The sequence below is a fragment of the Pseudocitrobacter sp. CD920760 genome (genome assembly GCF_057782505.1).
The window spans coordinates 1,793,705-1,806,533 of sequence record NZ_CM173490.1 but is presented as its reverse complement, the minus strand read 5'-3'; the positions used below and the strand labels follow the sequence as shown (position 1 = coordinate 1,806,533).

The 12,829-nt window shown below is 56.6% G+C and carries 8 protein-coding genes; 4 read left to right on the top strand and 4 right to left on the bottom strand.

The window, feature by feature from the left end; all coding sequences use genetic code 11:
• Nucleotides 1-58: 58 nt before the first annotated feature.
• The 4 genes from rarA to lrp all read right to left on the bottom strand — a co-directional run bounded on the left by rarA (nucleotide 59) and on the right by lrp (nucleotide 6,734).
• Entirely contained in the window at nucleotides 59-1,402 is a 1,344-nt protein-coding gene (rarA, locus tag AC1MKH_RS08220; RefSeq protein WP_276218013.1) for a replication-associated recombination protein RarA, read from the bottom strand.
• Between the two features lie 9 nt (nucleotides 1,403-1,411).
• On the bottom strand, nucleotides 1,412-2,023 hold the full coding sequence (gene lolA / locus AC1MKH_RS08215) for an outer membrane lipoprotein periplasmic chaperone LolA (protein ID WP_276218015.1): 612 nt from the start codon (nucleotides 2,021-2,023) through the stop codon (nucleotides 1,412-1,414).
• 121 nt (nucleotides 2,024-2,144) lie between these two features.
• Nucleotides 2,145-6,119 carry a DNA translocase FtsK gene (gene ftsK / locus AC1MKH_RS08210; protein WP_276218017.1) on the bottom strand — a complete coding sequence of 1,325 codons (3,975 nt, stop codon included), beginning with the start codon at nucleotides 6,117-6,119 and terminating at the stop codon, nucleotides 2,145-2,147.
• Nucleotides 6,120-6,239: 120 nt separating this feature from the next.
• Nucleotides 6,240-6,734: a leucine-responsive transcriptional regulator Lrp gene (lrp, locus tag AC1MKH_RS08205; RefSeq protein WP_000228469.1), complete on the bottom strand. Its 495-nt coding sequence runs from the start codon at nucleotides 6,732-6,734 to the stop codon at nucleotides 6,240-6,242.
• A 548-nt stretch (nucleotides 6,735-7,282) separates the two neighbouring features.
• Between lrp and trxB the strand changes: the two genes are divergently transcribed.
• The 4 genes from trxB (at nucleotide 7,283) to aat (ending at nucleotide 12,600) form a co-directional block, all read left to right on the top strand.
• On the top strand, nucleotides 7,283-8,251 hold the full coding sequence (gene trxB / locus AC1MKH_RS08200) for a thioredoxin-disulfide reductase (RefSeq protein WP_041686280.1): 969 nt from the start codon (nucleotides 7,283-7,285) through the stop codon (nucleotides 8,249-8,251).
• A gap of 116 nt (nucleotides 8,252-8,367) precedes the next feature.
• The gene (gene cydD / locus AC1MKH_RS08195) at nucleotides 8,368-10,134 is read left to right on the top strand and encodes a heme ABC transporter permease/ATP-binding protein CydD (protein WP_276218026.1); all 1,767 of its coding nucleotides are present in this window, start codon (nucleotides 8,368-8,370) and stop codon (nucleotides 10,132-10,134) included.
• Nucleotides 10,135-11,856, top strand: a complete 1,722-nt coding sequence (cydC, locus tag AC1MKH_RS08190; RefSeq protein ID WP_276218028.1) for a heme ABC transporter ATP-binding protein/permease CydC — start codon at nucleotides 10,135-10,137, stop codon at nucleotides 11,854-11,856.
• Between the two features lie 39 nt (nucleotides 11,857-11,895).
• A complete protein-coding gene (aat, locus tag AC1MKH_RS08185) occupies nucleotides 11,896-12,600 on the top strand; it encodes a leucyl/phenylalanyl-tRNA--protein transferase (protein ID WP_276218030.1) in 705 nt (234 codons plus the stop codon).
• Nucleotides 12,601-12,829 lie beyond the last annotated feature (229 nt).

The window sequence follows — 12,829 nt, the reverse complement described above, 5'->3', positions numbered from 1 at the left end:
ATGCAACCGCAGCCTGCGGTTGCAAAGATACATTGCCAACATTACCGCAACGCCTGCGCTAGCGGTAGCGTTTTGTGCGGCTATTTTGATCCTGTTCAGCGAGCCAGGCGAGCTTTTCGCCAATCTTGCCTTCAAGGCCACGGTTAGTTGGACGATAATAGCGCGTTTGTGCCATTTCCTGCGGGAAGTACTCTTCACCGGCAGCATAGGCATTTGGCTCATCATGGGCATAGCGATACTCCTGCCCGTAGCCCATCTCTTTCATCAGTTTGGTCGGCGCGTTGCGCAGGTGAACCGGCACGTCATAGTCCGGGCGTTCACGCGCATCGGCCATTGCGGCTTTGAAAGCGGTATAAACGGCATTACTTTTCGGCGCACAGGCGAGATACACGATTGCCTGGGCAATTGCGCGTTCACCCTCCGAAGGGCCGACGCGGGTAAAGCAATCCCATGCGGAAATGGCGACCTGCATCGCGCGGGGGTCAGCGTTGCCAACATCTTCTGAGGCAATCGCCAGGCAACGACGCGCGACGTACAGCGGGTCGCCACCGGCGGAGATGATACGTGCATACCAGTAAAGCGCCGCATCCGGCGCGCTGCCGCGTACCGATTTATGCAGCGCGGAAATCAAATCGTAGAAACGGTCGCCTTTGTTATCAAAGCGTGCGCTGCGCTCGCCGGCGATTTCCGTTAACAGTTCAGGTTTGAGCGTGCGCTTGCCGGAATCATCCACTTCGGCCATATCGGCCATCATTTCCAGCGTGTTCAGGGCACGACGCGCATCGCCGTTCACCAGTTCGGCAATTGCCCGGCGGGTATCATCCGGCAACACGATATCCTGGCCGCCGTAGCCGCGCGTTTTGTCTTCCATCGCCTGAGCCAGAACCTGCTCAATATCCTCAGTGGTGAGGGATTTCAGCAAATAGACGCGCGCCCTGGAGAGCAGCGCCGAATTCAGTTCAAACGAGGGGTTTTCGGTTGTCGCGCCGATAAAGGTAATGGTGCCGTCTTCAATGTGCGGCAGAAAGGCGTCCTGCTGACTTTTATTGAAACGGTGGACTTCATCGACAAACAGAATGGTGCGACGTCCGGCATTGCGATTCTGTCGGGCGCGCTCAATGGCTTCGCGGATCTCTTTCACCCCGGACGTCACCGCAGAGATGCGTTCGACATCTGCACTGGCGTAACGGGCAATCACTTCCGCAAGAGTCGTTTTACCGGTGCCCGGCGGCCCCCACAGGATCATCGAGTGCAAATGCCCGGCTTCGATAGCGCGCGGCAGCGGTTTCCCGGCCGCCAGCAGATGCTGCTGACCGATGTACTGCGCTAAATTTTCTGGCCGCATACGGGCGGCCAGAGGTTGAAAGGTATTATCTGAAAAGTCGAGCGACATGTTGCTCACGACTTACCTCTACTTACGTTGATCGTCCACCGTCACCCCGGCTGGCGGCGTAAAGGTAAACTTAGACGCGTCCACCGCGCCGTTTTGCTGCGATTTCAGCTGATAGCTGCTGCGCTGGTCGTCCTGTTCAATCGCGCTGAACTGATGGATGGTGCCATCGCGACCGACGTTAATGGTGAACTGCTTCAGGTTGCCGTTGCTGCCTTTCGGCGTCAGCATGAAGTCATCGCCGCTCTGTTTGATGTTGTACTGCGCCCAGTCGCTGGACTGGTTGCGCGCAATCAGCATAAACGGCGTATTGCCGGTCGCATCGCTCAGACGCGTGGCGGTGGCCTGCTCCACAAACGGGTTGTAGAACCACAGGGTTTTACCATCAGACACCAGAATGCTTTCATCCGGCTGAGTCATGTGCCAGTTAAACAGATTCGGGCGTTTCACCCACAGATCGCCCTGACCTTCCTGCACCGCATTGCCGCTACCGTCAGTCACTTTCTGGGTGAAGCTCGCGTGGAAACTGCTCACTTTATCCAGACGGCTTTTCAGGTCGCTGGCAGCATCTGCCCAGACGCTACTGACAACAAAGCTGGAAAGTAATGCACACGTGATTGCTGCCTTTTTCATCGTTAATCCTTAATAGCATCATGCTCCCGACGGGGAGTCTTCTGTCGCTCACTTTAGGCCTAAGCCCGGCGAGGCGACAGAAGAAAATACTGAATTTTGACTTATTTACCTGGTTTTACGATCACTCAAACGGTGGTGGCGCAAGCACTTCGCGGTTACCGTTGTGCCCTTGCTCGCTCACGATACCCTGCGCTTCCATCTGTTCGATGATGCGCGCCGCACGGTTATAACCGATACGGAACTGGCGCTGTACGCCAGAGATCGAGGCTTTACGTTTTTGCGTCACGAAATTCACCGCCTGATCGAATAACGGATCCAGCTCTTCGCCGCCGTCTAAGCCGCCACCGCCGCCTTCGCTTTCGCTGTCAGAGGTGATGCCGTCAACATACTGCGGACGACCGCGCGCTTTCCAGTCCTGCACCACGGCGTGAACTTCTTCATCGCGCACAAACGCGCCATGGACACGCACCGGCGTGCTGGAGTTCGGCCCGGAGTAGAGCATGTCGCCCATCCCCAGCAGCGATTCCGCGCCGCCCTGATCAAGGATGGTGCGGGAGTCGATTTTACTCGACACGGTAAACGCGATACGCGTCGGGATGTTCGCTTTAATCAGGCCAGTAATAACGTCAACCGACGGACGCTGGGTCGCCAGCACCAGGTGGATACCGGCGGCACGCGCTTTCTGTGCCAGACGAGCGATCAGCTCTTCCACTTTTTTACCGACCGTCATCATCAGGTCAGCAAATTCATCCACCAGCACCACGATGTACGGCAGTTTTTCCAGCACCGGATGCGTGGCATCCATGCTGTCACCCGGTTTCCAGTATGGGTCCGGAATCGGACGGCCCATGCGTTTCGCTTCGGCGATTTTCTCGTTGTAGCCCGCCAGGTTTCGCACGCCCAATGCCGACATCAGCTTGTAGCGGCGTTCCATCTCGTTAACGCTCCAGCGCAGGGCGTTGGCCGCGTCTTTCATGTCGGTAACCACTTCCGTTAACAGATGCGGAATACCTTCATAAACGGAAAGCTCCAGCATTTTCGGGTCGATCATGATGAAACGCACATCTTCAGGCTGAGCTTTGTAAAGCATGCTGAGGATCATGGCGTTCACGCCGACAGACTTACCGGAACCGGTGGTACCAGCAACCAGCAAGTGCGGCATTTTCGCCAGATCCGCCACCACCGGATCACCGGCAATGTCTTTACCCAGCACCACGGAAAGCGGCGACGGGTTATCGCGGAAACGTGCACAGTCGAGCACTTCGCGCAGATACACGGTCTGACGTTTTTTGTTTGGCAGTTCCAGGCCAACATACGGTTTACCTGGGATCACTTCCACCACACGCACAGCGACGGTGGAGAGTGAACGGGCCAGGTCGCGCGACAGGTTAGAGATACGCGCCGCTTTCACACCCGGTGCCAGGTTCAGCTCGAAGCGAGTGATGACCGGGCCTGGGGAGTAGTTCACAACATCCGCTTTGATACGGAAATCAGCCAGACGCGCTTCAACCAGACGCGCCATTTGTTCCAGCGCGAAGGTATCCACCGGCTCAACTTCCGTTGGCGGCGGAGTCAGCAAATCTAATGACGGCAGCGGCGTGGTCGGCTTAAGCGCCGGACGATCGTCACCGTTACGCATCAACAGCGGGTGAATCAGGCTCTCTTTAGGCTGCGGAGCCGGTTGTTGCGGCTGCTGAACCTGAGGCTGATAGCCCTGCTGCTGTGGTTGCTGCACAGGTGGCTGCTGATAATGCGGCTGTTGCACTGGCGGTTGCTGCACCTGAGGCTGGTAAGCCTGCTGATGCTGCTGCGGCGGCTGCACAGGTGGCTGCTGATAATGCTGCTGTGTCTGAGGCTGCTGCACCTGCGGCTCCGGCGCTACGCTCGGCGTAAACAGCGGGGCTTTCGGGGTGTCATCAACCAGCGCTTTCGTTGGCGAGAAATCGAAGTCATCCAGCGAGAACGGATGCGCGCCTGCCGGCTGTTCACTGGCATAACGCGACTGCTGGCTGGCGGCAAACTGGCGAGCCAGTTCCGCTTCGGCGGCTTCATCTGCGTCGTCTTCAGCGCTATCGATATCGGTATCGCGGCCGTAACGCTGCTGCTGCGTCGCCGCAAACTGACGCGCTAACGCATCCTGTTGCAGCGCATCGGCTTCATCATCGGTCAGGTTGTCGATATCGTCATCGTGCTGATCGCGCTCCACGCCACGGGCACGCTCTTCCGCCATGCGCTGTGACGGCAGTTTGATACCAAAAGACGCCAGCTCGCGGCGAGTAGGCACACGTACGCGGTTAGGGCGCGGCAGTTTCGGGCCAATGCCCTCTTTCACCTGTGGGCGCGGGCCATCAACCGGGCTAAAGAGCGGTGCTGCAGCGGCTGCCGTGGCGGCGACTGCGGCAACGGTGGAGGAGGCCTCACGCACGCTGGCGGCAACAGGCGCGACGGCAGGCGTCGGGTCTATCGCTGGCGTAACGGCTGGCGCAATGTGCTGTTCAACCGGAGCCAGCGGCTCAGGAATCGGTTGATACCAGGCGGCAAGTTGCTCACGCTCGCGCGCACGTTTTTCTTCCACCTCTTCGAAATAGTAAAGCGGCGGACGCTGATGCGGTTTCGGCTCTTCTTCTACAACCGGTTCAGGCGCGACAGGCTCAACCTGCGGCTGCTGATAAACTGGCTCCGGCGTATACGGCTGAGGCTGTTGCGGCTGTTCGTAAACAGGCTCTTTCGCGTACGGCTGCGGCTGTTGATAGACCGGCTCTGGCACATATTGCTGCGGCTGTTCGTACACCGGTTCAGGCTCATACGCCTGATACGGCTGCGGTTGCTGATAAACCGGTTCCTGAACATACGGCTGAGGTTGTTGATAGCCCTGCAACAGCGGGTCATCCTGGTACTGCTGGGGTTGCGCAGGTGGCCAACCTTCTGGCGCTGGCGCAATTGACGGTTCTACCGGATTTGCGGCAGAGACGGTCTGCCACTCGACGCCAGGCTGTACTGCGCCATCGAGCGCGCTCGGCGCTGTCGTCACAGGGTCAGCCGGGGCCGCCCAGGCCTGCGTCGCCGTTGTAGCAGCGGCAGCGGCGGCGATCGGTTCGTTCACGGAATGACCGTTTAGCAGCGGATCGTATTCATCGCTTTCGCTGCGCACTGCGCTTGAGCCAGAGAACAGCACATCATCGGCATCCGGGCGCAATGCAGTACTGCCGGAGAACAACACGTCATCAGGGTCGGCCTGTACCCCACGGGCGCTGTACTGCACCGCCTCTTCCGGGTCATCCATGCGTTTACCCGAGAAAAGCGCGGCATCGGTCTTGCGCCCCATCGGGTTAGAGAATTTTTCAGCAATACGCTGACGGCGTGCCAGTGCGCCACGAAGAATACGCGCACGACGAGACTCACGCTTCGCGACAGGGACATCGTCTTCGTACTCTTCGTCATCTTCGTACTCTTCTTCGTCCACCCAGGTGTCATCCCGGCGCGTACGATTACTGGCGAAGGTGAGAATATTGAGGATCCAGCTACCGATTTTCTCGGCAATGCTGACCCAGGACCAGCCGGTGAACAGCGTTAAGCCCGCCGCCCAAATACATAGCAGGGCAATGGTGCCGCCGCTGCTGTGCAGCATCGGTTGCAGCGCAGTGCTAAGCAGGCTGCCAATTACGCCGCCGGAGGCAAAGTACCAGATATCATCGGCGTTGATCGCGGCCAGGCCGCAGGCAGTGAGGATCATCGCCAGCACGCCAATCAGGCGTAACGAGACCGCGAAGTAATCGATGTATTCATCGCTGGCGCGGTGTCGCCAGGCAAACCAGCAACCGCCGACAATAATCACCGGAATGGTGTAAGCCATTACGCCGAAAATAAAGAACAGCGTATCAGCAAGCCATGCGCCCGATGCGCCGCACAGGTTATGGATAGGTTCATGCCAGGCTGTTTGCGACCAACTGGGATCGGAAGGATTGAAGCTCAGTAGTGCCGCCATCAACCAGATGGCAAAAAGGGAACATAAGAGGAGTAACGCCTCAAGGAGTCGGCGTCCACTGCTCAGTTTTGTCAGTTTGACTTCTTTGTCTTCTGTATATTCCTGGCTCAAGAAAGGCTCTCCAGGTGCCAAATGCTAAAACGGACAACAGCGCCGGGTCTCCCCGGCACTGTTGCTGTATGGATTAACAGGAGTGTAATCAAACTGAGCTGATTTTGCACCTGTTCCGTATTAGCGAGTCTTAATTACCAGACGATTACTCTGCTTAACTTCTTCCATAACAACATAGGTACGGGTGTCGTTCACGCCAGGCAGGCGCAGCAGGGTTTCGCCCAGGAGTTTACGGTATGCCGACATATCCGGTACGCGGGTTTTCAACAGGTAGTCGAAATCACCGGAAACCAGATGACACTCTTGAATTTCTTCAAGTTTTTGTACAGCGGCGTTAAATTGTTCAAACACATCCGGCGCACCGCGATTCAGAGTAATCTCAACAAAGACCAGCAGTGAAGCGTCCAGATAATGCGGGTTCAACAGTGCAGTATAGCCCTGAATGAAGCCCTGACGTTCCAGTCGGCGCACACGCTCAAGGCACGGCGTCGGAGAAAGCCCTACTCGTTTTGAAAGCTCGACGTTGGAAATACGCCCATCTTTTTGCAATTCGTTCAGAATATTACGATCGATGCGGTCGAGATCTTTGCCGGGGCGCTTTTTACTATCTACCATTATTATTGTCTCTCTGTATTCCTTCCCTACTCCTGTCTTGACCCTGTGCACTTCACTGTTCAGAGCCTGAACCCGTTGTCCATGCGCAATCTATTCACTGACGGCGCATAACCCAGGGGTACGTGTATGAGAAGCCCGGTGCCGCAAAGCACCGCTGACATCACGTATGATGTCTGTCCACACCATACGTAGATTTCAGCGAGCCGGGTAAAAATGGTGTTTCAGTGCATTAAAATTCGTAACACTGCCAACACTGCTTTTCTTCTTCCTTGAATGTTTTCGCAAAAGCACAGGGGATTGTCAAAGCAAAACATCGTTTTTTAGTACAACATGCCGGATATTCATTATCAGTGGGGCAAAATTGATAGCAAATCGTCTTATAATTGGGCGACTCACAGTAGGAATAGTTATATTCCCTGTAGTAAAAATCATCAATTCATCGGTTCTTGCTATTGCACATATCGTTAACAAAATCGCTCTGCCCTTTTTTTACGTCAACAAATTCCCTACAATCCAGCCCAATGTCTGCCAACAATTATGGGGATCTCATGGGCACGGCCAAACACAGTAAGCTGCTTATCCTTGGTTCAGGACCTGCGGGATACACCGCAGCGGTCTACGCCGCACGCGCAAACCTGCACCCGGTATTGATTACCGGCATGGAAAAAGGCGGTCAGCTGACCACCACCACAGAAGTGGAAAACTGGCCTGGCGATCCAAACGACCTGACCGGGCCGCTGCTGATGGAACGTATGCACGAGCATGCGACGAAATTCGAAACCGAAATTCTGTTCGATCACATCACCAGCGTGGATTTACAAAATCGTCCGTTCCGCCTGATTGGCGACAGCGGCGAATACACCTGCGATGCGTTAATCATTGCCACGGGTGCATCTGCTCGCTATCTGGGTCTGCCTTCTGAAGACGCGTTCAAAGGCCGCGGCGTTTCCGCCTGCGCGACCTGCGACGGTTTCTTCTACCGCAACCAGAAAGTCGCTGTCATCGGCGGCGGCAACACCGCGGTTGAAGAAGCGCTGTACCTCTCTAACATCGCTGCTGAAGTGCACCTGATTCACCGTCGCGACAGCTTCCGCGCGGAAAAAATTCTGATCAAGCGTCTGATGGATAAAGTGGAAAGCGGCAACATCGTGCTGCACACCCACCGTACGCTCGAAGAAGTGACGGGCGATCAGATGGGCGTGAGCGGTCTGCGCCTGCGCGATACGCAAAACAGCGACAATATTGAAACGCTGGACGTTGCGGGTCTGTTTGTCGCCATCGGCCACAGCCCGAATACGGCTATCTTTGAAGGTCAGCTGGAGCTGGAAAACGGCTACATCAAAGTGCAGTCCGGTATTCACGGCAACGCCACCCAAACCAGCATCCCTGGCGTTTTCGCCGCCGGCGACGTCATGGACCACATCTACCGTCAGGCTATCACCTCTGCGGGCACCGGCTGTATGGCGGCGCTGGATGCAGAGCGTTATCTCGACGGTTTGGCTGACGCGTGTAAATAATCTTTACAAGTCAGTAACAAAGGTAAATAAGGCGACTATAAGTCGCCTTTATTTTTGCCGCGATGTAACATTGCCGTGCCTAAAAATTCTCATTACAAGCACCTGCGAAGCACGCAATGAATAAAAGCCGTCAACAAGAACTCACCCGCTGGTTAAAACAGCAAAGTTTGATCTCCCGTCGCTGGTTGATGATTTCCCGTCTGCTGGGCTTTGTCAGCGGCGCATTAATTATCGCGCAAGCCTGGCTTCTGGCCCGCATTCTGCACCACATGATTATGGAAAATATTCCACGCGAGGCGCTGTTGCTGCCTTTTGTGCTGCTGGTGCTGGTCTTTATTCTGCGCGCCTGGGTGGTGTGGCTGCGCGAGCGCGTGGGTTTCCATGCGGGGCAGCATATTCGCTTTGAAATCCGCAAACAGGTGCTCGACCGCCTGCAACAGGCAGGCCCGGCATGGATTCAGGGTAAACCAGCCGGTAGCTGGGCGACGCTGATTCTTGAGCAGATTGACGACATGCACGACTACTATGCGCGTTATCTGCCGCAGATGGCGCTGGCCGTCTGCGTGCCGCTGCTGATTGTGGTTGCTATCTTCCCGTCGAACTGGGCGGCCGCGCTGATTCTTCTGTTTACCGCCCCGTTGATCCCGCTGTTTATGGCGCTGGTCGGGATGGGCGCGGCGGACGCTAACCGGCGCAACTTCCAGGCGCTGGCTCGCCTGAGCGGCCACTTCCTCGACCGCCTGCGTGGGATGGAAACGCTGCGTATCTTTGGTCGCGGGGAGGCTGAAACCGACAGTATCCGTGAAGCCTCGCAAGATTTCCGTCAGCGCACGATGGAAGTATTACGCATGGCGTTCCTCTCTTCCGGCGTGCTGGAGTTCTTTACTTCACTCTCTATCGCCCTGGTGGCAGTCTATTTTGGTTTCTCGTATCTCGGCGAACTCAATTTTGGCAGCTACGGGATGGCGGTCACGCTCTCGTCGGGTTTCCTCGCGTTAATCCTCGCCCCGGAGTTTTTCCAGCCATTGCGCGATTTAGGCACCTTCTATCACGCCAAAGCGCAGGCCGTTGGCGCAGCCGACAGTTTAAAAACATTTATGGAAACGCCGCTGGCGCATCCGGAACAGGGTGAGCGAGAAATCAATGATAAAGAGCCGGTCACACTGACAGCGCGGGAGCTTTTCATTACCTCACCGGAAGGGAAAATCCTTGCCGGGCCTCTGAACTTTAATCTGGAGGCCGGGCAGCGCGTGGTGATGGTTGGGCAAAGTGGCTCGGGAAAGAGTTCATTGCTGAACATGCTGGCAGGATTTCTGCCGTATACCGGTTCTTTACAGGTTAATGGCGTGGAACTGAGTCAGCTTCACCCCGATAGCTGGCGGCGCATGATGAGTTGGGTCGGGCAGAACCCGCAGCTCCCGGCCACCACGCTGCGCGAAAACGTTCTGCTGGCCAATCCTCACGCCAGCGAGCAACAGTTACAGGCCGCGCTGGATAACGCCTGGGTCAGCGAGTTTTTACCTCAGCTTCCGCAGGGTGTTGATACCGTCGTAGGCGATCAGGCCGCGCGTCTCTCCGTCGGCCAGGCGCAACGCGTTGCCGTGGCACGTGCGCTGCTGATGCCGTGCCGGTTATTGTTGCTCGATGAGCCCACCGCCAGCCTGGACGCGCACAGTGAGCAGCGTGTCATGCAGGCGCTGACGCGCGCCTCTACCCAGCAAACCACGCTGATGGTGACGCACCAGCTGGAAGAAATTACCGACTGGGATGCCATCTGGGTAATGGATAACGGTCAGATTGTTGAGCAAGGCCGCTATCAGCAGCTTGCCGTAGCGCAAGGGCCGTTTGCGCGGCTGCTCGCTAACCGTCAGGAGGAAATTTAAATGCGTGCGTTACTTCCCTACCTGGCGCTGTATAAACGCCATAAATGGCTGCTGACGCTCGGCGTGGTGCTGGCGATTGTCACCCTGCTGGCGAGCATTGGCCTGCTGACGCTGTCCGGCTGGTTCTTATCGGCCTCCGCCGTCGTCGGCGTGGCTGGCGTCTACAGCTTCAACTACATGCTGCCGGCGGCAGGCGTACGCGGTTCAGCGATTATCCGTACCGCCGGGCGTTATTTCGAGCGTCTGGTCAGCCACGACGCCACCTTCCGCGTGTTGCAGCACCTGCGCGTCTTCACCTTCAGCAAATTGCTTCCCCTCTCTCCTGCCGGGCTGGCGCGTTTTCGCCAGGGCGAACTGCTTAACCGTATGGTGGCTGATGTTGATACGCTGGACCATCTCTACCTGCGCGTGATTTCGCCGTTAGTCGGTGCGCTGGTGGTTATTCTGGTCGTGACCTTCGGGCTGAGTTTCCTGGATGGCACGCTGGCGCTGACCCTCGGCGGTATTATGCTGCTGACGCTCTTTTTGCTGCCGCCGCTGTTCTATCGCGCCGGCAAACCCACCGGCGAGCAATTAACGCACCTGCGCGGGCGCTATCGCCAGCAGTTGACCAGTTGGTTACAGGGTCAGGCTGAGCTGACGATTTTTAACGCCAGCACACGTTACCGCGAACAGATGGAACAGACGGAAGTAAACTGGCATGACGCACAGCGTCGCCAGTCGGAGCTGACCGCCCTGTCGCAAGCGCTGATGCTGCTGATTGGCGGTTTAGCCGTCATCGCCATGCTTTGGCTCGCCGCCGGTGGTGTAGGCGGCAACACGCAGCCTGGCGCGCTGATTGCGCTGTTTGTCTTCTGTGCGCTGGCCGCGTTTGAAGCGCTGGCCCCGGTTACCGGCGCGTTCCAGCATCTTGGTCAGGTGATCGCTTCAGCGCTGCGCCTGACGCAGATTATCGAGCAAAAACCCGAAGTGACGTTCCCACAAACAAAAGCCGCTGTGCCAACGCAGGTTGCGCTACGCTTTGAGAAAGTGACTTTCCGCTATCCGGAGCAGGCGCAGTCAGCGCTGAGCGATATCTCCCTGCAGGTGAACGCAGGCGAGCATATTGCCATTCTGGGGCGCACAGGTTGTGGTAAATCGACGTTGCTTCAGTTGATTACGCGTGCATGGGATCCGCAGCAAGGGGCGATTTTGCTTAATGAACAACCGCTCAGCAATCTGGACGAACCGACACTGCGCCGTACCATGAGCGTGGTGCCGCAGCGTGTGCATCTTTTTAGCGCCACACTCCGCGACAACCTTCTGCTGGCGCGTCCTGACGCCAGCGATGCCGAACTGAGCGCCGTTCTGGAACAAACGGGCCTTAGCAAACTGCTGGAAGATAGCGGTCTCAACAGTTGGCTGGGCGAAGGTGGACGCCAGCTGTCCGGTGGTGAGCTGCGACGCCTGGCAATCGCCCGAGCATTGCTGCACGATGCGCCGCTGATGCTGCTGGATGAACCCACCGAAGGTCTGGATGCCACGACTGAAAGCCAGATCCTCGATTTACTGGCAGAGCTAATGCGTGATAAAACCGTGCTGATGGTGACGCATCGCCTGCGTGGGCTGGCGCGTTTTAATCGCATCGTGGTGATGGACAACGGGCAAGTTATTGAGCAAGGTACTCACGCAGAATTGCTGTCGCAACAGGGGCGTTATTACCAGTTTAAGCAGCGTTTGTAGGCTATTATTGAGCGATCGGTATTATGAGGTAGTAGAAACATGCGCCTTGTTCAGCTCTCACGTCACTCGATAGCGTTTCCTTCCCCGGAAGGGGCGCTTCGCGAGCCGAATGGTTTACTGGCCTTAGGGGGCGACTTAAGCCCCGCTCGCCTGCTGATGGCCTATCAGCGCGGCATTTTCCCCTGGTTCTCACCGGGCGACCCAATCCTATGGTGGTCGCCCGATCCGCGTGCGGTGCTGTGGCCAGATACCTTTCACATCAGCCGCAGCATGAAGCGTTTTCACAGCCGTTCCCCCTATCGCATCACGCTGAATTATGCGTTTGGCCAGGTAATTGACGGTTGCGCGCAAGACCGCAACGAAGGCACCTGGATTACCACTGGCATCGTGCAGGCCTATCATCGTCTGCACGAACTGGGTCATGCGCATTCTATTGAAGTGTGGAAAGGCGACGAGTTGGTTGGCGGCATGTACGGTGTCTCGCTGGGCGCCCTCTTTTGTGGGGAATCCATGTTCAGCCGTGCGGAAAACGCGTCAAAAACGGCGCTGTTGGTATTTTGCGAGACGTTTAAGCAAAGCGGCGGAAAACTCATCGACTGTCAGGTGTTGAATAGTCATACCGCCTCATTAGGTGCGGTAGAAATAGCGCGACGCGACTACCTGGAACAGCTCGATATATTACGCATGCATCGTTTGCCGGAACATTTCTGGGTCCCCCGGACACTCTTTTCACCGGAAGTGTAAATGTTTTCAGCACAATTTTTGTCGGGATGATATAATTGTGCCCTGAGAGTCGCTTCTGCCTTTTGCCCCGCCGCCGTTTGGGAATCATTCGAGTCAGATCTCCCGCAGTATCCAACCCGATCTGCGTCACTCGCACGCTCTTTTCGCGTGGTGTTGGGGTAATGCGCAAAAACGACTTTCGGCGATTCATTCGCAAAATCTTTACTTACATGATGAAGTTCGGCATTAT